Genomic DNA, 21,052 nt, shown 5'->3' with positions numbered 1-21,052 from the left:
CAGGTGTGCACAAAGGTGTGTGGGCGCAGCAGGACACAATGTCCTCATGCGGTCCACGGCGTCGATCATGCACCTGGACCTCGACGCCTTCTTCGCCTCCGTCGAGCAGCGCGACAAGCCCTCGCTCCGCGGACGTCCGGTGATCGTGGGCGGCACCGGTCAGCGGGGAGTCGTCGCGACGGCCTCCTACGAGGCGCGGGTCCACGGCGTACGGTCGGCGATGCGCACCGCCGAGGCACGCGCCCGCTGCCCCCACGCGGCCTTCCTCGGCGGCCGCTTCGAGGCCTACCGCGAGGCGAGCCGGCTCGTGATGGCCCGGCTGCGCGAGGAGTCCGAGCTGATCGAGCCCCTGTCGCTCGACGAGGCGTTCGTCGACCTGGCGGCGGGTGAGGGCTTCGACCCGGACCGCGTCGAGGAGGTCGTCGACAAGATCCGCACCGACATCACCCACATCACCGGCGGGCTCACCGCCTCGGTCGGCGTCGCGTCGTCCAAGCTGATGGCCAAGATCGCCAGCGAGATCAACAAGCCCGACGGGGTGTTCGTCGTGGAGCCGGGCACCGAGGCCGACGTGCTCGGCCCGATGCAGGTCAACGCGATCCCGGGCGTCGGCCCGGCCACTGCCGAGCGCCTGCGGCGGGTCGGGATCCTGACCGTGGAGGACCTGCGCACCCCCTCCGAGGACGAGCTCGTCAGGCTGCTGGGGCAGGCCTCCGGACGCTCGCTGCACCGGCTCGCGAGGGCTGAGGACGACCGGCCGGTCGTGGCCACCCGCGAGGCCAAGTCGGTCAGCGTCGAGGACACGTTCGAGCGGGACATCTCGGACCGTCTCCAGCTCGAGACGATCATCGAGCGCATGGCGCGGGGTGTCTCGGCCCGGCTGCGCAAGAGCGGGCTCTCGGGCCGCACCGTGACCCTGAAGATGCGTCACCACGACTTCGAGACGCACACCCGCTCGTCCACGCTGGCCCACCCGACCGACAGCGCGCGCGTCCTGGCGACCACCGCGAGGGGCCTGCTGGCCGGTGAGGACATCAGCAACGGGCTGCGCCTGCTCGGCGTCGGCGTGAGCGGTCTGGCCGACTGGGTGCAGGACGACCTGTTCGCCGAGGACGATCCCGAGCCTGAGGACGAGGACGACACGACCGAGGACGACACGGCCTCGCCGACCCGCTGGTACCCGGGCATGGACGTCCACCACGCTGACCTCGGCGACGGCTGGGTCTGGGGCGCGGGCCTGGGACGGGTGACGGTGCGCTTCGAGACCCGGTGGACGCCTCCGGGTCCTGTGCGCACGTTCCGCGCCGACGACCCCGCGCTGGGTGCGGGACACAGCGGTACGTTGCAGGCATGACCTCGCCCGTCCTGCCCGAGCCCACCGCCAGCCTCCCCGCACCCCCCGTCGCCGAGCGACGCCCCATCACCCGGTCGCACCACGGCGACGACTTCGTCGACGACTACGAGTGGATGCGCGACAAGGAGGACCCGGCCACGCTGGCGTACCTGGAGGCCGAGAACGCCTACACGGATGCCGCGACGGCCCACCTCGAGCCGCTGCGCCAGCAGATCTTCGACGAGATCAAGGCCCGCACGCTCGAGACCGATCTCTCCGTCCCGACGCGGCACGGCGCGTGGTGGTACTACGCCCGCACGATCGAGGGCCAGCAGTACGCGATCCGGTGCCGCTGCGCGGTGCAGGATCCCGACGACTGGACTCCGCCGGTGCTCGACGCCGGCAGCGAGATCCCCGGCGAGGAGATCTTGCTGGACTCCAACGTGGAGGCCGAGGGACACGAGTTCTTCTCGCTCGGCGCGTTCAGCATCAGCGACGACGAGAACTTCCTCGCCTGGTCGGTCGACACGCAGGGCGACGAGCGCTACACGATCCGGATCAAGGACCTGCGCACCGGCGAGATCCTGCCCGACGAGATCACCGGCGCGAGCGGCGGAGCGACCTGGTCGGCCGGCGGGACGCACCTGTTCTACACGACCGTCGACGACGCCTGGCGTCCGTACCGGGTGTGGCGCCACCAGGTCGGCACGACCGGCGACGACGCCCTGGTGCTCGAGGAGACCGACGAGCGCTACTTCATCGGCGTCGGACGCACCCACTCCGAGCGCTACCTCGTGATCGGCCTCGGCTCCAAGATCACGAGCGAGTACCGCGTGCTGGAGGCCGACGACCCCGAGGGCGAGTTCCGCGTCGTGCTCCCCCGCCGCGAAGGCGTCGAGTACTCGCTCGAGCACGCGGTGATCCAGGGCGAGGACCGTTTCGTCATCCTGCACAACGACGGCGCGCTCAACTTCGAGCTCGTCACCGTGCCGGTCGACGACCCGACCGACCGCACCGTCGTGATCCCCGGCAGCGACACCGTGCGCCTCGAGGACGTCGACGTGTTCGCCCGGCACCTCGTCGTGTCGTTCCGCAGCGGTGCGCTGGCCCGCGTCGGCACCATCTCGATCGGCCCGGACGGCCTGGGCGAGCTGTCCGAGATCGACTTCGGCGAGGAGCTCTTCACGAGTGGCGTCGGCGCGAACGCCGAGTGGGACCCGCCGTTGATCCGCGTCGGCGTCGGCTCGTTCGTGACCCCGTCGTCGGTCTACGACTTCGACCCCGAGACCCGCGAGCTGATCCTGCGCAAGCAGGCGCCCGTGCTCGGTGGCTACGACCCCGCCGACTACGAGCAGCACCGCAGCTGGGCCACCGCAGACGACGGGACGCTCGTGCCGGTCTCGATCGTCTGCCGCAAGGACACCCCGCGCGACGGCACGGCCCCGGCGCTCCTCTACGGCTACGGCTCGTACGAGGCCAGCATGGATCCGGGCTTCTCGGTCATGCGGCTGTCGCTGCTCGACCGCGGCTTCGTCTTCGCGATCGCCCACGTGCGCGGCGGTGGCGAGCTGGGCCGGCACTGGTACGACGACGGCAAGCAGCTGCACAAGCGCAACACGTTCACCGACTTCGTCGCCAGCGCCCGCCACCTGGTGGCCGAGGGCTGGACGTCCGCGGACCGGCTGATCGCGGAGGGCGGCAGCGCCGGCGGCCTGCTGATGGGCGCAGTGGCGAACCTCGCGCCCGACGCGTTCGCCGGCATCGTCGCCGCGGTGCCGTTCGTCGACGCCCTCACCACGATCCTCGACCCGTCGCTCCCGCTGACGGTCATCGAGTGGGACGAGTGGGGCAACCCGCTGGACGACCCCGAGGTCTACGCCTACATGAAGTCGTACACGCCGTACGAGAACGTCGGCGCCCACGACTACCCCGCGATCCTCGCCGTGACGAGCCTGCACGACACCCGGGTCATGTACGTCGAGCCGGCCAAGTGGGTGGCCAGGCTGCGCGCGACGGCGACCGGCGACGCCCCGATCCTGCTCAAGACCGAGATGCACGCCGGCCACGGCGGCGTCAGCGGACGCTACGCCTCCTGGAAGGAGCGGGCCTGGGAGCTCGCCTGGATCATCGACGTCGCAACCCGTCACGCTCGCTGACGCGGACCCACGATGAGGGTTTGCGGTAGCCACAGCTGCCGTAAACCCTCATCACCCGTCCCGGCCCGGACTCACGATGAGGGTTTGGGGTAGTTATAGCTGCCGCAAACCCTCATCGTCCGTCCGGCCCCGGCCCCGGCCCCGTCCCGGCACCGGGCGAGTGGCGTATAGCACGGTGACCCTAAGACTTGACTGAGAGCGGAATCCTTCGGGGGTTGAACGCGTTCTGGTATGTACAAGCAACTGAATGGGAGTCGCACCGTGAGCACCAGGACCGGCAACACCACCGCCGAGGGCAAGGACAGCGTCGGCATGTACCTCGCCGAGATCGCTCGCACTCCCCTGCTCGATGCCGAGCGGGAGGTCGAGCTGAGCAAGACCGTCGAGGCGGGCCTGTTCGCGCGTCATCTGCTCGAGGAGGGACGCGTCGGACGCAAGAAGGGTGGCGCACCCAAGTGGGCCACCGAGGAGGAGCTGACGTGGCTCGCCGAGGAGGGCGACCGCGCGATCCAGGAGTTCATCCAGGCCAACCTGCGCCTCGTCGTGTCGATCGCGCGCAAGTACGGACGCTCGGCCATGCCCATGCTCGACCTCGTCCAGGAGGGCAACACCGGCCTCATCCGCGCGGTCGAGAAGTTCGACTACGCCAAGGGGTTCAAGTTCTCGACGTACGCCACGTGGTGGGTGCGTCAGGCGATCACCCGCGGCATCGCCCAGCAGGCCCGCGTCGTCCGTCTCCCCGTCCACGTGGTCGAGGAGCTCAACCAGGTCACCGCGGCACGTCGCAACCTCGAGCGTCAGCTCGGGTACGACCCGGAGCCGGCCGAGATCGCGCTCGAGCTCGGCATGGACGTCGAGCGGGTCGTCGACCTGATGGCCTGGGGCCGTGACCACGTCAGCCTCGACTCACCCGTCGACGAGGACGGCGACACGTCGCTGGGCGACCTCATCGCCCGGGAGACCCAGCCCGGCCCCGACTTCGCGGTGCTGGACGACGAGACGCGTCACCTGATCGCGACGCTCGTGGACCACCTCGGCCCACGCGAGGCGGACATCGTCCGGGCCCGCTACGGCCTGCTCGACGGTCGCCAGCAGAAGCTCGCCGACATCGGCAAGCGGCACGGCATCTCCGCCGAGCGCGTACGCCAGCTCGAGCGGGAGGCCTTGGCCACCCTGCGCCGGATCGCCGATCCGGACCTGGCGGCCTAGACGGCCCGAGCGGCCGCCCTGGACACGAGCTCGTCCCAGGTTCCCCCGACGATGAGGGCGAGCTCGTCCTGAGGACCGGTGTTGTCGATCACCAGATCGGCGGCACCGGTCCTTTCTTCGCGTGACGCCTGTGCGGCGATGCGGGCCCGCGCATCGGCCTCGGTCATCCCCCGCTGGGTCGTCAGGCGCTCGACCTGCACGTCCACGGGCACGTCCACGACCACCACGACGTCGCACAGCCCCGCGGCGCCCATCTCGACCAGGAGCGGGTTGTCGTGCACGACGATCGCGTCGGGACCGGCCGCGGCCTGCCGCTCGTCGGCCAGCCGGCCGATCGCCGGGTGGGTGATGCCGTTGAGGGCCTGCAGCTCCGCAGGGTCCGCGAAGACCTTCGCGCCGAGCGCCGGGCGATCGAGCGTCCCGTCCTCGGCGATGACGTCGGCGCCGAAGCGCGCGGCGATCTCGTCGAGCGCAGGGCTCCCCGGCTCCACCACGTCACGGGCGAGCTGGTCGTAGTCGATGACGACAGCGCCGTGCGCGGCCAGCAGCGCGCTGACGGTGCTCTTGCCCGAGCCGATGCCGCCGGTGAGCCCGACCTTCAGCACGCCCGCGCCCTAGCCGGTCGCAGCGTTGCCATAGGTCGTGACGTGCACGTGGTCCATGTGGTTGGCCGTGGGGCTGCCCCGGTCGCTCATGCCGCGCCAGTCGGGCGAGGTCGCGGGACGCCAGATGCGCTGACGCCAGATGAGGTAGTCCACGCCGAGGGCGGTGCGGTTCTGCTGCAGGAAGGCGGCGACCTGGTTGCCGAGATCGGACGAGATCATGATGTCCAGCGCCTGGCCGGTGCCGTGCTCTCCGCGGCCGGCGACGCCGCCGTAGCTGACGATGGACGGGAACTTCGCGCAGACCGCGCGGTAGACCTTGATCGTGTCGGGCTGAAGGCCGCTCTCGGGGCCGGAGCCGGCCGCACAGGGCGCCGTGCTGAGTCCACCGGACGTGGCCGCCTCGGGGGCCTCGTCGTCCGACGTCTCGGGCGAGGTCTCCTCGACCGGCTTCTGGGTCGTGATGCTCGAGGCGTCGACCCAGCGCGGGAGACCCTTGTGCATGATCTCGGCCCAGCCGTCGGACCGCTTGCCGGTGACCTCGACGGTGTCGCCGGACTCGACCTCGGCCAGGACCGGGGAGGACTTCTTCGCGGCTGCGTGGATGTCGAGGTCGCTCTTGGCGTACAGCTCACCCTTGATCTTGTCCTCGACCGCGGCGGCGTTGGGCAGCGGCGGACGCTCGGCGCTGCGGCTCACGGTCGCGGGCGCCTGCCCGCTGCTCACCGAGGCGGCGAACACGTCCTTCTTGGGCGGCTGCTGGGGGATCGTTGCGCCCGCCTCGGCGGCCGGCGAGCCGCCTTCCTGGGCAGCTGCCACGCCCACGACCCCGCCGATGGCCAGGAGGCCTGCGAGGGGGAGGACGGCTGCTCGTGCGGAGCGGGAGGTGCGGAGGGTGCGCCTGGCGGGGCGCGGTGCTGCGTGCTTGTGGCGAGAATCTGCCACTGGGGTACCACCTTGTGCGTCGACGACGTCTGACTCAACGATCGAGTGAACCATACTGGGCCCAAAGGTTCACCCCCAACCGTCCGTCCACCGCTCAGCGCGGTGACTGACGTCTCACGATCTGAAAGGTCCGCGGTGCTCACCTCCCCGTCGACGACCCCCTCCCCTGTCCTGACCGCGACCGCGAGCGAGCAGCAGCAACGACGTGTCGCCGGCGCGCTGGCCGCCCGGGGCCTCGTGGCCGGTGACCGGGTCGTGCTGTCCGTCCCCGGCTCGACGGCGTACGTCAGCGCCGTGCTCGGCGCGACCCGCTCGGGCGTCGTCCCCGTCCCGCTGGACCCGCGGCTCACCGCGTACGAGCGGGACCGGATCGTCGCCGACGTCTCCCCCGCCCTGATGATCGACGACGAGGCCGCCCTGGAGGCCCTCCTCACCGGTCCCGCGGGCGTCCTCGACCCCGCCCCACGGTGCCGGCCGATGCACTTCACGTCGGGCACCACGGGCCGCCCCAAGGGAGTGTGGTCGGGCTTGCTGTCACCCGAGGACGCTGCCGCGCTGGTGCGCGAGGAACGGGACCTGTGGGGATTCTGCCAGGAGGACCTCGATCTGGTGGTGTCGCCGATCTACCACTCGGCGCCGCTGAGGTTCGCGATGGGCACGATCCTGGCCGGCGGATCGGTCGCGGTGCTGCCGGCGTTCGAGCCCGCCGCGTTCCTCGAGGCCGTGGCGGCGCTGCGGCCGACGTCGATGTTCTGCGTGCCGGCACACCTGCAACGGCTCCTCTCGCACCTCGACGAGCACCATGTCCGCCCCGACCTGTCGTCGTTCCGCCTCGTCGCCCACGCCGGCGCCCCGTGCCCCGAACCGGTCCGCCGCCGCACCCACGCACTGTTCGGCCTCGACACCGTGTGGGAGTTCTACGGGTCGACCGAAGGACAGTTCACCGCCTGCCCGGCCGCCGAGTGGGTCGAACGACCCGGCACCCTCGGTCGGGCCCGTCCCGGCCGCGTCGTCAGCGTCGACGAGGACGACCAGCTGTGGTGCGCAGTGCCACCGTGGGCGCGCTTCACCTACTGGAACGCCCCTGAGAAGACCGCCGCCACGTGGCGGGACACCCCCGACGGTCCCGCCTTCTCGGTCGGCGACCTGGGCCGGGTCGAGGACGGCCACGTCTACCTGGACTCGCGGCGCGAGGACCTCATCATCAGCGGCGGGGTCAACGTCTACCCCGCAGAGGTCGAGGGCGCCCTCCAGGACGCCCCGGGGCTGGTCGACGTGGCCGTCTTCGGACGCGACGACGAGCGGTGGGGTCAGCAGGTCTGTGCGGCGTACGTCGGCGCGGTCGACGAGCAGGTCCTGCGGGAGCTGGCCCGGACGCGCCTCGCCCCGCCCAAGCGGCCCAAGACGTACGAGCGGGTCGACGTCCTGCCCCGCACCGCCACCGGCAAGGTGCGCCGGACCGAGCTGTAGGTCGCGGACGCACAGAACCCCCGGTCCGAGGACCGGGGGTTCTGTGTGGGGACGAGTGGCGGTTGGTTACGCCTCGCCGCCCGTGAGCTTCTCGCGCAGAGCCTGCAGGGCCTCGTCGGAGGCCAGCGAGCCCTCCTGCGGGGCGTCCTCGGACCCGGCGGACGAGTCCGACGAGTAGTTGGATGCCGCAGCAGCCTCGATGCCGGCCTTCTCGGCCTCCTGGATCTGCTTCTTGTGGGCTTCCCAGCGCTCGTGAGCCTCGGCGTACTGCTTCTCCCATGCGGCGCGCGCCTCGTCGAAGCCTTCCTGCCACTCGCCGGTCTCGGGATCGAAACCTTCGGGGTAGATGTAGTTGCCCTGCTCGTCGTACGACGAGGTCATGCCGTACAGCGTCGGGTCGAAGTCGTCCGTGGCCGAGGCCTCGGTCTCGTTGGCCTGCTTCAGCGACAGCGAGATGCGACGACGCTCGAGATCGATGTCGATGATCTTGACCATGACCGAGTCGCCGATCTGGACGACCTGCTCGGGGATCTCGACGTGACGCTCGGCGAGCTCGGAGATGTGCACCAGGCCCTCGATGCCCTCCTCGACGCGGACGAACGCACCGAACGGGACGAGCTTGGTCGCCTTGCCCGGGACGATCTGACCGATCTGGTGGGTGCGGGCGAAGTGCTGCCAGGGATCTTCCTGCGTGGCCTTGAGGGACAGCGAGACGCGCTCGCGGTCCATGTCGACGTCGAGCACCTCCACGGTGACCTCGTCGCCGACCTGGACGACCTCGTTCGGGTGGTCGATGTGCTTCCACGACAGCTCCGAGACGTGGACGAGTCCGTCGACGCCGCCGAGGTCCACGAACGCACCGAAGTTGACGATCGAGGAGATGACGCCCTTGCGGACCTGCCCCTTCTGGAGCTCGGTGAGGAAGTTCTGGCGAACTGCGGACTGCGTCTGCTCGAGCCAGGCACGGCGCGACAGGACCACGTTGTTGCGGTTCTTGTCGAGCTCGATGATCTTGGCCTCGATCTTCTGACCGATGTACGGGTCGAGGTCGCGCACGCGGCGCATCTCGACCAGCGACGCCGGCAGGAAGCCGCGCAGACCGATGTCCATGATGAGGCCGCCCTTGACGACCTCGATGACGGTGCCTTCGACAACTCCGTCCTCGGCCTTGATCTTCTCGATGTCGCCCCACGCACGCTCGTACTGCGCACGCTTCTTCGACAGGATCAGACGGCCTTCCTTGTCCTCCTTCTGGAGCACCAGGGCCTCGACGCTGTCTCCGACGGAAACGACCTCGTTGGGGTCGACGTCGTGCTTGATGGAGAGCTCGCGGGAGGGGATGACACCTTCGGTCTTGTAACCGATGTCGAGGAGGACCTCGTCACGGTCGACCTTGACGATGATGCCTTCGACGATGTCACCGTCGTTGAAGTACTTGATGGTGGCGTCGATGGCGGCGAGGAAGTCTTCCTCAGAGCCGATGTCGTTGATCGCGACCTGGGGTGCCACGTGGGCGATGCTGCTAGTCATAAAGGAGTTGCTCCGATGGATGGGTGGAATTGTCGGGCACGTCTGACAGCCCTTGGATCGTGAGGATGCCGGGCAAGAATCACTGGGCAGGGCACGAGTGCGGGCCTGCTACGTCCGAGGTACGCACAGGCCATCAGCGCATTGTCAATCGTACGCGACACCCCCACCGGGACGATAGACGGGGTGTCCGCGCGGTCTGCCTGTCTCGTCAGGCGGGCGACAGGAAGGCGGCCAGGGCTGCGGCGTACGGGTCGACGTCCGCTGCTCCCATCACCTCGCGCGCCGAGTGCATCGCCAGCTGCGGGGCGCCCACGTCGACCGTGAGCATGCCGGTCCGGGCGGCGCTCAGCGGCCCGATCGTCGATCCGCAGGGCAGGTCGGCCCGGTGCTCGTAGCGCTGCAGCGGGACGCCGGCCTGCTCGCAGGCCCGGGCGAAGTGGGCGGTGCCGACCGCGTCGGTGGCATAACGCAGGTTGGGATGGACCTTGAGGACCGGTCCCCCGCCGATCTCGACGTGGTGCAGCGGCTCGTGACGCTCGGCGTGGCTCGGGTGCGTCGCGTGCGCCATGTCGCCGGACGCGCAGACCGACGCGGCGATCGCGCGGTGGAAGTCCTCCCGTGTGCCGCCGGCGGTCAGCACGATGCGCTCGAGCACCGTGATGAGCAGGTCCGACTGCGCACCACGCTCGGACGTGCTGCCGACCTCCTCGTGGTCGAACAGCGCCAGCACGGGACGGACGCCGGGGACGGGCGTCGCGGCGAGGAGCGCCCGGGTGCCGGTGAAGCACGTGGTCTGGTTGTCCAGGCGCGGAGCGCTGACCAGCTCGCCGTTGACCGTCAGCCGGCTCGGCGCGGTGTCGTGCGTCATCAGCTCGAAGCCGAGGATGTCCTCGCGGGACACCGCGGCCCGATCCGCGACGAGGTCGAGGAAGGTGCCGGGCGAGGTCGACCAGATGCCGTTGAGGTGCCGCTGCGGGTCGAGGTCGATCTTGCGATCGGCGGAGAGGTGGATCGCGAGCTGGGGCACCCGGATCACGGGCTCGTCGACGTGGACCAGGCGCTCGCTGCCGTCCCGGAGGACGAGTCGTCCCGCGACACCGAGATCGCGGTCGAGCCACGAGTTGAGCCACGCACCGCCGTACGGGTGCAGGGCCACGACGCCCAGGCCCTCCTGGTCGAGGTCGTGGTGCTGCTTGACCCGCAGGTTGGGGCTGTCGGTGTGGCCACCGACCACCCGGAACGCGTCCTGCGGCGACGACTCCGCCTCGGTCGACCACGCGACGAGCGACCCGCCGCGGACGACGAGGTAGCGGCCCGGCTGCTGCGGCCACTCGTCAGCCTCGCGCAGCTCCTCGTAGCCCGCCGCCGCGAGCTCGGACGCCACGGTGCGGCACACGTGGAACGGCGTCGGCGAGCGATCGATGAAGTCGCACAGGTCGGCAGCGGGAGCGATCGTCATGCTCCCCAGCGTAGTGGCCGCGGACGCACGAACGCCCCGACCGGTGGTCGGGGCGTTCGGCTGGGTGCGAGGTGTGTCAGCGCGAGCTGACGAGCTCGTCCTTGTCGGAGTGACGCGCTCCCTTGGAGCCGTCGCTCTTCAGGCGCAGGAACAGGCCCGCGCCGATCAGCAGGATGCCGAGGATCAGTCCGCCGACCGGGACGGTCGTCTTGACCGCCGACAGCAGCGTGGACTTGCCCTTGTAGTCGTCGACGTTCTTCTGCACGTTGGCGTCGGTGTACGCGAGCGTGGCCTTCGTCGTGGTGAGGACCCGCTCGCCGTCCAGCTCGAGGTAGTTGTCCTGGGCGGTCTGGCCCCAGATGACGACGCCCGTGACGGGCTCGATGCTGTAGTCGGTGACGCTCGAGTAGATCTGGTCGGCCGTGACGGTGGTCGCCTTCTCGCCGATCAGGTCGCCCGGGACGTCGATCGTGCCGGTCTTGATGGGCTCGATCGTCTGGCGGTACTTGTAGACCTTGAGGCCCTTGACCTCGCCCTCGCCGACGTACTTGGCCGGCGTCGCCTCGCGCAGCGTGCCGTCCCAGAACTGGTACGTCTTCTTCTGCGCGTCGAAGGGGAACTTGAAGTACAGACCCTTGATGTCGGCGGGCTCGATCGTCTCGCCGTCGGCCTCGGACTTGGTGTCCTCGTACTTCACGGCCTCGCCAGTGTTGCGGTCGAATGCGACGCGGTCGCTCGTGCCGGTCAGCGGGGTCTCGCCGCTGCCGAAGTCGAAGTCGGCGGTGTCAGTGCTGTCGTAGATGTCCCAGACGGCGACGTCCCGGCCGAGCTCCTTGCTCGCCTTCTTGCTCGCGTCGATGTCGCCGCGAACGACCTTGACGTTCTTGAGCGGGCCGTTGCTCACCTTCAGACCGGCGGCGACGTCGAGGTACTCCCCATCCGCGCCCGGCGCGGTCGTGGCCTCGCTGGTGGTGTCCTGGTTCAGCGGCACCTGGGCCAGCTGGTCGTACATGTAGAACTTCGACAGCGCGGCCAGCGCGAGCACGAAGGCTCCGAGGAACAGGGCGACTGTCCCCAACTTCTTTGCCACTGTGGGCTCCCTCCACAAGTTTGATTACCGAACGGTAACAGTAATCGGTGTCACAGCGTCGCAGGTCACACCTTGTCGTTTGAGCCCTCCTTTGACCACTGCCCGCGCCCCTCTGCGTGCGATGATTCTGCTCGTGACCTCACTGCTGCAGGACGGCGTCGATGCACTGCGCGCACGTCAGGAGCCCCTTGCGCGGCGTGGTGCCGTGACCGCCGCCGCCCTCGCGATGATCATCGTGAGCACGGCCCTTCGCGCCTGGGCGGTCTCGGGCGGCTGGTTCTTCGGCGACGACTTCCTCTTCCTGTCCGACGTCGCCCGTGGGGACGCCGACGTGGCGTGGTTGTTCCACCGTCACAACCTGCACGTCATGCCGCTCAGCTTCGCCCTGGTGCTGCCCGTCGCCCATGCGGGTGCCTTCGCGTGGTGGGCGGCGGCCGCCGAGCTGATCGTGTTCCAGGTGGCGTCCGCGCTCGCGTGCTGGTGGATGCTGCGCACGGTGTTCGGCAACCGTCCGCGCATCCTGCTCCCGCTGGCGGTGTACCTGTTCTCCTCGATCACGGTCACCTCGCTGATGTGGTGGGCGGCGGGGCTGAACTCCCTGGCCGTCCAGCCGTTCATGTTCGGCGCGATCGGGTGCCACGTGCTGCTGCTCCGGACGGGCCGGCGCCGGTGGGCCCTCGCGGCTGCAGCGTGTGTCGTGGTGGCTCTCCTTCTGTACGTGAAGGCCGCCCTCATCGTCCCGATGCTGGCGATCATCACCCTCGTCTACGCCGCGCAGGGGCCGCTGCCCCGTCGCGTGTGGTCGACGCTGGTCCGTTACCGCTTCGCGTGGACCGCCTACGCGCTGCCCCTCGTGATCTACCTGGTCGCATACTTCTCGTCCTCCCCGCCCAAGCCCCCCGGCGACAAGCCCGACTACGGCCAGCTGGCCGACCGCTTCGTCCTGTCCAACCTGTCGTCGGCAGCGCTCGGCGGCCCCTGGCAGTGGCTCCAGCTGCCCGGCGGTGCCGGCCCGCGGCAGCTCGCCGACCCCCCGCAGGGCGCTGTCGTGATCTCCGCGATGCTGATCGCCGCCGCCGCGGTGCTCCTGGTGCTTCGCTACCGCGGCGCCCTGCTGCCGCTGTGGTTCCTGGTGCCGTACACCCTCGCGACCGTCGGGCTCCTGGCCTACGGTCGCGCGGGCGCCTTCGGCGGGGCGACCACCTACGAAGTCCGCTACTGGGCGGACTTCGTGCCGTACGTGGCCCTGGGGATCGGACTCGCCGTCATGCCGATCGTCGGCCTGCCCCGGGTCCTGGTCCCGAGGAACGGCGCGCTCTTCGACAACCGGCGGATGGTGCGGGTCGGCGTCGCGTACGTCGTGGTGTTCGTGATCGGGTCGGTCGCCTCGACGATCGGTTACGTCAAGCCGTGGCACGAGGAGTTCGAGGCGCGACGGTTCATCACGACGGCCGTGAACGAGCTCGAGAGCCAGAAGCAGCCGGTGGCCCTCGCCGACCAGAGCGTCCCCGGTGTGGTCATGCCCGAGCTGTTCTTCCCCACCAACCTGGCGAGCCGGACACTGGCGCCGGTAGGTGACCGCTTCACGACACCTGACATCGCGAACGACATCCAGGTGCTGGACGACAACGGTCTGATCGTCCCCGGCTTCGCGGGCGAGGACTTCGTCGTGGCCGAGGACCGACTCGACACCTGCTTGAGCGGATCGGACCGCAATCCGCAGATCCTGTTCGGCAGCCGGACCTTCGACTTCCCATTCTGGCTGTCGATGTCCTATCGGTCCGACGGCGACGCCGACGTCACGGTGACCGTGGGCGACACGAGCTACGACACGCGCATCCTGGAGGGCGCGCATACCCTGAGCCTGAGGACCGAAGGGGCGAACGACCGCATCCGGTTCACGCTCCCGCCGGGGTCGCGCCTGTGCGTCGACTCCATGAACATCGCAACCCGGATGGTGCCGAGATGACGACTGCCCGACGTGACTTCCCGCAGCTGGACGCCATGCGCGCCGCCGCGTCCATCGCGGTCGTCGTGACCCACGTGGGGTTCTGGTCGGGCTTCTACACGAGCGGATTCCTCGGTGTGGTCGTCCAGCGGCTCGAGGCAGGGGTCGCGGTCTTCTTCGTCCTGTCGGGATTCCTGCTCTGCCGGCCCTACCTCGTGGCGGCCCACGACCGTGCTCCGCACGACCCCGCCCGGGTGTACTTCCAGAAGCGGTTCTTTCGCATCGTCCCGGTGTACGTCGTGACGGTCGTGGCGGCGATGACACTCCTTGCGGAGAACCGGTCGATGGGCGTCTCGCGCTGGGTGCAGAACCTGTTGATGGTCGATCTGTACCGCGAGACGCAACTGCCACAGGGCCTGACCCAGATGTGGAGCCTGACGATCGAGGTCGCCTTCTACCTCATCCTTCCGCTGCTGGGGGCCGTGCTGGTCAAGGTCGTGTGCCGCGACCGCTGGCGTCCGGTGCGCCTCCTCGTCTTCGTCGCCGCGCTGATCGTCCTCAGCGTGGCGTGGGTCGCCGCGACCCACGTCATGGACGCCTCCTGGGCTCCCTGGGCCGCGAAGTGGCTGCCGTCCTACCTGAGCTGGTTCGCCCTCGGCATCGGCCTGGCGGTCCTCACCGTCGACTCCGGGGCACCGGGTCGGCTGACGTCCTGGCTGTCCACGCTCGGCCAGGACCGGGTCGCGTGCTGGACGTCCGCCGCGGCGATCCTCGTGTTCGTCTCAACACCGCTCGGCGGCTCACCGCTGCTCATCGCGCCCACGCCGTCGCAGGCGATCATGCGGCACGTCTGCTACGCGGCGATCGCCCTGCTGCTGATCGCTCCCTGCGTGCTCGGCACGGACGACTCCCCCGTGGCGCGCGCGATGTCGCTGCCCGCCGTCCGCCACCTCGGTCACATCTCGTACGCCCTGTTCTGCTGCCACGTGATCGTGCTGGCCATCGCGGTCCCCCGTCTCGGCTTCACGGTGTTCGACAGCAACCCGGTCGTCCTGTTCGTCGTGATCATGGGGATCAGCCTGGCCGTGTCGGAGCTCCTCTACCGATTCGTGGAGGTGCCCGGCATGGCGCTGCGTCCGCGACTCCAGCCGACGCCGGCCGCCACGGCGCCGAGCGAGGCCGCCGCACAGAGCTGAGGCAGCCGCCAGGAGACGACCGGGACGTCCTGGTCGGTCAGCACCCACCCGACGTAGCAGCCCACGGCCACGAGCAGCAGTCCGCCGATCCAGGCGATCACCGCCATGCGGCGCTCGCTCAGGGCGACCGCGACGGCCCCTCCCACCACGGCGCACGCCACTCCGGCCGTCCCCGCCACGAGCCCGACCGTCGCCACCATCGCGACGAACGTGATCGGGCCCCACGGGGCCACCGCACCGTCGGCGTCCGGCTTCATGCGCCTGCGCGAGCCCCGTCCCGGCACGAGCGTGATGGCCACGAGGGCCAGGACGCCGACTGCACCGGCCACGAGCGCAGAGCGGTAGGGGACGTCGGCCGTGAAGGTCTCCTCGACCGTCGACGAACCCGTCTCCGGCACGATCCAGCCCCGCTGCCAGCCGTTGACCGTCACGGCCTCGGCGGACTCACCGTCGACCGAGCCCGCCCATCCGGGGTTGGCGTTCTGCGTCGTCGTGACGAGGCGATCGCTGCTCCCGGCGGACCAGGCGCTTCCCGACCGCGTCAGGATGGTCTGACCGGCGCCGTAGAGATCCGATGCGCGCACCGTGACCCGGCTGGTGCCTGCCGGCAGGGTGATGCCCTCGTCGTCGCACAGGCGCGCGGTCGCCGACTTCCCGGCGGCGACCGCTGCAGCCGTGGTCCTCACCGCCGTCCGGTGCTCCTCACCGTCCACGACCACCGTGGGACCCGAGCCGCACGGCAGCACCACGGGGTCCGTCGACCGGTCCGGACGGGCGGCCGGACGGTCGTTGAACGTCAGCTCGCTGACCCCGACGGGCAGGCGCCTCGCGAAGCCGTCCGTACCGAAGTCCGTGGCGTCCTTCTCGGAGTCCAGGTGGACGACGAGGCGGTCGGTGCGCACCGCCGGGAATCGCCCCCTGCCGTTCTCCAGGGCGACTCGTCGCAGCGTGCCGTCGCCGAGCTCGAGGATCGCACTGCTCACCTTCGAGGCGGGAAGGCCTGAGGCGGTGCGCAGGGTGAGGGAGGACAACCGTCTGGGCGAGTCCCACGTGACCTCGAGCGAGGGATCCGTGTCGCCCGGGTCCGCGATCCACCCGGTGCGGAGGTCGCCGTCGACCGCCCGGGCCACGCTGGCCCGCACGTCGTCCGTGACGGTCGAGGTCGCCTGCACCGTGAACGGGAGGCCTTCCTGGAGCAGCTCGTCGGCGGCCTCGCCCGCGAGCGGACGGGTCTTGATCTTGAGGTCGTAGTCGCCCTTCAGCGACACCGGGATCTCCCGGTCGACGAGCACGGCGTCCTCGCTCTGGCGTCCCTCGCCGGCCCGGCAGCGGTCGAGGCCCTCGACGGTCACGCAGGACGGGCGTGCGCCCGCGTCCACTCCGAGGACGACCTGGTCGGCGGCTCCCCACTCACGCGGGGTCGCGGGCAGCACGAGCGGCCGCGACAGCCGGAGCTCGGGCGACGACACCTCGGCGATGGACAGGTTCCGTCCATCCGCGGTGGCACCCCGGATCTCGAGGTGCCCCACCTCGCCGACGTCGATCAGCACCGGCGTGCGTCCGTCGGCCTCGCGGCGCACCACCCCGTCCTCGGTGTCCACCTCCAGCGAGGTCTTCTCACCCGGCGCCGCGTCCGCGACGATGCGGACCGCGCCGAGGTCGCGCACGCGACGCAGGTCCAGACGCAGCCAGGCCTCCGAGGTGTTCGCGGTCCAGGCGGTGCGCCGGTCGCCGTCGAAGGCCGACCATGGCTGGGCGCCGGGGTCCAGCCCCATCAGGCTGTTGGCCGCCGACCGCGCGCTCGAGGCCGACAGCGCAGCCGCTCCGCGCAGCTCCCGGACACTGGTCCAGCGAGCGTCCCCCTCCTGCACGTAGTCGTGGAGCTTGCGGTCGAGCGAGTACGGCTCGTCCGGGGTCATGGACGCCGACCGCAGCGTGTCCACCCGGCCGAAGGCGGCCTCCTGACGACGCAGGCCGTCCGTCACCACGAGCGGACCGCGAGGTCCGTCCGCGGCTTGGTCCGCCGCCAGGACCGTCGAGCGGCCGGCCGTGACCCCCAGCTCGTCGAGGACGGCAAGGCTGTCCGCGGCGCCGACGACGGTCGGCGTCTCGTCGAGGGACTGAGGGGCCGTCGCAGCGGTCGGATCGACCTTCCAGATGTCGATCGCGGGATGGGCCGACTGCCAGCCTCCCTGGGAGAACGACCGCTGGCTCTCCAGGTCGATGACCGGCTCGCCGCCCAGCCGCGGTCCGAACGTCGCGACCTGCGTGAGACCGGGGGTGTCTCGCAGCGTCGAGTAGACGAGCTCGGTGCGGCCGTCCACGACCTGGTTCTGCAGGTCGTTGCGCACCACGAGGTACTCGACGCCCGCACGGCCGAGGGTCTCCGCGAGCCGGCGGGACCCGCGCGCCTGGTCGAGCGCCGAGGTGATCGAGTCCAGGTAGCGGATCGTGCCGGTGGGCGTGAGCGGGATGCTGTTGCGCACCGCCCACGGCGACCGGGCGATCGACTGCATCAGCTCATCGCCCGTGCTCCCCCACAGGTAGTCGCCGAAGCCCGACGAGGGCACCAGCAAGGACGTCCCCGTGGCGTTCTCGTCCAGGAAGTCGGCGGCCTGCTGCCAGTACGTCGGCGTGACCTCGAACGTCCCGCGGTTGGCGAGGTGGCCCGTCCAGGCCGGCGAGGTCGCACCCACCACGGCGGCCGCCACGAGCACGGCGACTCCGACTCGGCGGGCACCGTCCGTGTCGTCCTGACGACGCTCGATCGCGGCGGACACCGCGAACGCCGCGCCGAGGACCAGCGGGATGCGGATGACGACGTCGAACTTGTGGGTGTTCCGCAGCGGGGCGAGGACGCCGTCCAGCACGGTCTGGAAGCCTCCGGACCACCACCCGGACACCGAGCCGGTGTGACCGAGCGTGACCAGGACGAGCCCGCTCAGCACGCCCCAGACCAGGAACCGGCGGTAGCGGACCGGAGCGATCACCAGACCGATCACGCCGAGGATCATGACGACGCCCCCGTTGAGGATCAGCGACGCATTGGTCACCAGCTCCCTGCCGGCCACCGCCGTGGAGGAGATGTAGGGCACCCAGTTCGTCGTGCCGCGCAGGGCGTCCAGGACCGTCGCGGCCGAGGTCGTCACCGAGGAGCTCTCGATGAAGTCGAGGAACGGAGGGCTCACCGATCCGAGCAGGAACAACGGCGCGAGCCACCACAACGTGCCCAGGAGGACGAAGGGCGGCCACCACAGCATGAGTGCGCGCCGGCGCGGGCCACGCGGTGAGGTCAGCAGCCAGATCGCGCCCAACGGGATCACCGCGAACGTGGCGACGGCGTTGACGCCACCGACGCACGCCACGGCAAGGGCGCTCAACGCGGCCTGCCGGCGAGGGCTGCCCCGCTTCAGCCCGATCACGAGCGGCACCAGGACCCACGGCGCGATCGCCGACGGCCACACCTCGATCGAGCTGGGCCCGATCACCGAGAGCATGCGCGGCGACAGGGCGAACAGCAGCCCGGCGAACACCTGCACCCAGAGCGAGCGGATGCCGAGGGCGCGGCAGAGCGCGACCATGCCGAGGAAGGCGACGCACAGCAGCAGCGCCCACCACATGCGCTGGATCGCCCAGGCCGGCAGCTCGATCGCGTGGCCGAGCCAGAAGAACGGTCCCATCGGGAACAGGTAGCCGTAGGCCTGGTTCTGCACCTGACCGAAGAAGCCCTCCGCGTCCCACAGGTTCAACGAGCGAGCGAGGAAGCCTCCGGGGTCGATGATCAGGTCGAGCTTGGTGTCGGCGACCATCCGTCCCGGCTGCTGCACGAAGGCGAGTGCCGTCAGCACGAGGCACACCGCAGCGAGGCGGAACCTCCGCCGGGTGGAAACCTCCGTCACGGCTTGCGCAGCACTATGGCGAGGTTCCACGTCACCACCTCACGCAGTCCGGGCACGCGCAGCACCCACCACGACCAACGCGGCAGGTAGCGAGGGATGACGGCGACGACCTCGGCGCCAGTCTGGTGCCTGGCCCAGTCCAGGCCGGCTGCGGCGGTGACCGCGAACAGCGACGTCCCGAAGACGTTCTTGGGCGGGTGCCCGTGCTTCTTCTCGTAGCGGCGGGCCGCCCGGTGCCCACCGAGGAAGTGCCACGGCGCGGTCTCGTGGCCACCCCACGGCCCGTACCAGAGCGTGTAGGAGATGAACACCAGGCCGCCGGGGCGGGTGACGCGCACCATCTCGTCGGCCATCGTCCAGGGCTCGGGGACGTGCTCGAGCACGTTGGAGGAGTAGGTGACGCCGAAGCTGTCGTCCGCGAACGGCAGCTGCATCCCGCTGCCGAGCACCGTGCCGGGCATGGGCTCGCCCAGGCCCGAGAGCTCGCCGAGATCGGCGTCGAGCGCGGTGTAGTCGGCCCCGGCGGCGCGGAAGGCGTCGGCGAAGTAGCCCGGTCCCCCGCCGACGTCGAGCGTCCACTGGCCGTCCAGGTCGACGTAGGCGCTCACCTGGTCGACGGAGTCGCGTGCAAGCGTCCCGTAGAAGTGGTCGGGGTCGGTCTGCTCGACCCGAAAGGCCTGGAACAGCCGCCAGGATCGTCGCAGCGTCGGACGAAAGAGCAGGTCAGGCACCGGATGAGCATACGTGAGACGTGGGCCACGTCCTGATAGGGTGACGGTTGTCGGGTTGAGGGACCTGCACCGTGCGTTGAGGGACGTGCGCGAGGGCGCGCCGGGCAGGCTTCCGGCCATGAGGGAGGCACCGGCTCGCGCCGGGCAACGCATGCACGTACTCTTCTGCAACTGGCGAGACACCCGCAACCCCGAGGGCGGCGGCTCCGAACGCTATGTCGAGAGCATGGCCCGCGGCCTCGTCGCCGAGGGCCACCGCGTGACGATCGCCTGCGCGGCCCACGGCCACGCTCCCCCCGACGAGGTCGTCGACGGCATCCGGTTCGTCCGCCGCGGCACCAAGCTCGACATCTACCTGCGGACGTTCCTGGCCCTCCTGCTCGGACGCTACGGCAAGGTCGACGTGGTGGTCGACGTGCAGAACGGGCTGCCCTTCTTCACCCGGCTCGCGACCCGCAAGCCGGTCGTCGTGCTCGTGCACCACGTCCACCGCGAGCAGTGGCCCGTGGTCTATCCCGGTCTGATCGGCACGATCGGCTGGTGGATCGAGAGCCGGTTCGCGCCCGTCCTGTATCGGCACTGCCAGTACGTCGCGGTGTCGATCGCGACCAAGCTCGAGCTCATCGAGCTGGGGGTCGACGGCGATCGCATCGCGATCATCCACAACGGCAACGACCCGGCACCCGTCGCCGGAGTGCTCCGCTCACCGACGCCGCGCATCTGCGTGGTCGGTCGACTCGTCCCCCACAAGCAGGTCGAGCACGCGATCGACGCCGTCGCCGCGATGGCGGCCGATCACCCCGATCTGGTGCTGGACGTGATCGGCGCGGGCTGGTGGGACGAGGAGCTGCGCGCGTACGCCGTGGCGCGCGGGGTGTCGGACCGCGTGGTCTTCCACGGGTTCGTCGACGGCACCCGCAAGCACGAGCTGCTGGCCCAGTCGTGGGTCATGGCGCTGCCCTCGCTCAAGGAGGGCTGGGGCATCGTCGTCGGCGAGGCCGGCGGCCACGCGACCCCGACCGTCGCCTACAGCACTGCGGGCGGCACGACCGAGTCGATCGACCACAAGGACACCGGCCTCCTGGTCGACACGCCCTCACAGCTCACCGCTGCCCTGCGCGAGCTGATCGAGGACCGCGAGCTGCGGGAGTTCCTCGGGCGCGGAGCGCTGGCGAAATCGTTCACGTTCTCCTGGGAGTCCTCGCAGCAGGCGTTCTCCCGCGTCGTCACAGCCGCGGCAGCCGGCCGCAGACCCGCTCGCATCCGGGCATGACGAAGGGCGGTCTCCCGAAGGAGCCCGCCCCATGTCGATCCGGGCGCTGGACGCCCGACGTCAGTTGTTCGAGCCGTAGCTCACGTTCGTCGACTCGACCGGCTTCTCGCCGGCGGACTGCTGTGTCTGGACGACGCCCACGACGGTGGCCGTGGCCAGACCAAGACCTGCGATGAAAGCGACGATGCCGCCTGTGATTGTTCCCACGATG

The 21,052-nt window shown here is 70.3% G+C and carries 15 protein-coding genes; 7 read left to right on the top strand and 8 right to left on the bottom strand.

What is annotated here, in order from left to right:
• The first annotated feature begins 46 nt into the window (after nucleotides 1-46).
• The 3 genes from GEV26_RS07280 to GEV26_RS07270 all read left to right on the top strand — a co-directional run bounded on the left by GEV26_RS07280 (nucleotide 47) and on the right by GEV26_RS07270 (nucleotide 4,698).
• Complete coding sequence (locus GEV26_RS07280) at nucleotides 47-1,354, top strand: DNA polymerase IV (protein WP_153652450.1); 1,308 nt, start codon at nucleotides 47-49, stop codon at nucleotides 1,352-1,354.
• Nucleotides 1,351-3,489 carry a S9 family peptidase gene (locus GEV26_RS07275; protein WP_153652449.1) on the top strand — a complete coding sequence of 713 codons (2,139 nt, stop codon included), beginning with the start codon at nucleotides 1,351-1,353 and terminating at the stop codon, nucleotides 3,487-3,489. The genes GEV26_RS07280 and GEV26_RS07275 overlap by 4 nt, the downstream gene beginning before the upstream one ends.
• A gap of 312 nt (nucleotides 3,490-3,801) precedes the next feature.
• A complete protein-coding gene (locus GEV26_RS07270) occupies nucleotides 3,802-4,698 on the top strand; it encodes a sigma-70 family RNA polymerase sigma factor (protein WP_243839047.1) in 897 nt (298 codons plus the stop codon).
• Here GEV26_RS07270 and coaE read toward each other — a convergent pair.
• The gene (coaE, locus tag GEV26_RS07265) at nucleotides 4,695-5,303 is read right to left on the bottom strand and encodes a dephospho-CoA kinase (RefSeq protein WP_153652447.1); all 609 of its coding nucleotides are present in this window, start codon (nucleotides 5,301-5,303) and stop codon (nucleotides 4,695-4,697) included. The genes GEV26_RS07270 and coaE overlap by 4 nt on opposite strands.
• A 9-nt stretch (nucleotides 5,304-5,312) precedes the next feature.
• Nucleotides 5,313-6,245 (bottom strand): SH3 domain-containing protein, encoded by a 933-nt coding sequence (locus tag GEV26_RS07260; protein ID WP_153652446.1) that lies wholly within the window; start codon nucleotides 6,243-6,245, stop codon nucleotides 5,313-5,315.
• 135 nt (nucleotides 6,246-6,380) lie between these two features.
• Here GEV26_RS07260 and GEV26_RS07255 point away from each other — a divergent pair, with 135 nt between their 5' ends.
• On the top strand, nucleotides 6,381-7,715 hold the full coding sequence (locus GEV26_RS07255; RefSeq protein WP_243839000.1) for a class I adenylate-forming enzyme family protein: 1,335 nt from the start codon (nucleotides 6,381-6,383) through the stop codon (nucleotides 7,713-7,715).
• Nucleotides 7,716-7,781: 66 nt separating this feature from the next.
• Here the strand turns inward: GEV26_RS07255 and rpsA are convergent, their stop codons facing one another.
• The 3 genes from rpsA to pgfA all read right to left on the bottom strand — a co-directional run bounded on the left by rpsA (nucleotide 7,782) and on the right by pgfA (nucleotide 11,794).
• The gene (gene rpsA, locus GEV26_RS07250; RefSeq protein ID WP_153652445.1) at nucleotides 7,782-9,245 is read right to left on the bottom strand and encodes a 30S ribosomal protein S1; all 1,464 of its coding nucleotides are present in this window, start codon (nucleotides 9,243-9,245) and stop codon (nucleotides 7,782-7,784) included.
• Nucleotides 9,246-9,453: 208 nt separating this feature from the next.
• Nucleotides 9,454-10,704, bottom strand: coding sequence for a M18 family aminopeptidase (locus tag GEV26_RS07245; RefSeq protein ID WP_153652444.1), 1,251 nt, complete (start codon nucleotides 10,702-10,704; stop codon nucleotides 9,454-9,456).
• A gap of 76 nt (nucleotides 10,705-10,780) precedes the next feature.
• Complete coding sequence (gene pgfA / locus GEV26_RS07240; protein WP_194839991.1) at nucleotides 10,781-11,794, bottom strand: cell envelope lipid trafficking protein PgfA; 1,014 nt, start codon at nucleotides 11,792-11,794, stop codon at nucleotides 10,781-10,783.
• 133 nt (nucleotides 11,795-11,927) lie between these two features.
• Between pgfA and GEV26_RS07235 the strand changes: the two genes are divergently transcribed.
• Nucleotides 11,928-13,763, top strand: coding sequence for a hypothetical protein (locus GEV26_RS07235; RefSeq protein ID WP_153652442.1), 1,836 nt, complete (start codon nucleotides 11,928-11,930; stop codon nucleotides 13,761-13,763).
• Nucleotides 13,760-14,938 (top strand): acyltransferase family protein, encoded by a 1,179-nt coding sequence (locus tag GEV26_RS07230; protein ID WP_153652441.1) that lies wholly within the window; start codon nucleotides 13,760-13,762, stop codon nucleotides 14,936-14,938. Before GEV26_RS07235 ends, GEV26_RS07230 begins: the two co-directional genes overlap by 4 nt.
• Here GEV26_RS07230 and GEV26_RS07225 read toward each other — a convergent pair.
• Both GEV26_RS07225 and GEV26_RS07220 read right to left on the bottom strand, forming a co-directional pair.
• Nucleotides 14,842-18,837 (bottom strand): DUF3367 domain-containing protein, encoded by a 3,996-nt coding sequence (locus tag GEV26_RS07225; protein ID WP_153652440.1) that lies wholly within the window; start codon nucleotides 18,835-18,837, stop codon nucleotides 14,842-14,844. The two genes, GEV26_RS07230 and GEV26_RS07225, sit on opposite strands and share 97 nt — an antisense overlap.
• Nucleotides 18,834-19,568 (bottom strand): class I SAM-dependent methyltransferase, encoded by a 735-nt coding sequence (locus GEV26_RS07220; protein WP_243838998.1) that lies wholly within the window; start codon nucleotides 19,566-19,568, stop codon nucleotides 18,834-18,836. The genes GEV26_RS07225 and GEV26_RS07220 overlap by 4 nt, the downstream gene beginning before the upstream one ends.
• Before the next feature lie 151 nt (nucleotides 19,569-19,719).
• On the opposite strand from GEV26_RS07220, the gene GEV26_RS07215 reads away from it, so the two are divergent.
• Complete coding sequence (locus GEV26_RS07215; protein ID WP_153652438.1) at nucleotides 19,720-20,841, top strand: glycosyltransferase family 4 protein; 1,122 nt, start codon at nucleotides 19,720-19,722, stop codon at nucleotides 20,839-20,841.
• A 60-nt stretch (nucleotides 20,842-20,901) separates the two neighbouring features.
• Here GEV26_RS07215 and GEV26_RS07210 read toward each other — a convergent pair whose 3' ends face one another.
• Nucleotides 20,902-21,048 carry a hypothetical protein gene (locus GEV26_RS07210; RefSeq protein ID WP_153652437.1) on the bottom strand — a complete coding sequence of 49 codons (147 nt, stop codon included), beginning with the start codon at nucleotides 21,046-21,048 and terminating at the stop codon, nucleotides 20,902-20,904.
• Between the last annotated feature and the right edge of the window lie 4 nt (nucleotides 21,049-21,052).

Source organism: Aeromicrobium yanjiei, assembly GCF_009649075.1.
Classification (GTDB): domain Bacteria; phylum Actinomycetota; class Actinomycetes; order Propionibacteriales; family Nocardioidaceae; genus Aeromicrobium; species Aeromicrobium yanjiei.
This window is presented reverse-complemented; position numbering and strand designations above follow the sequence as displayed.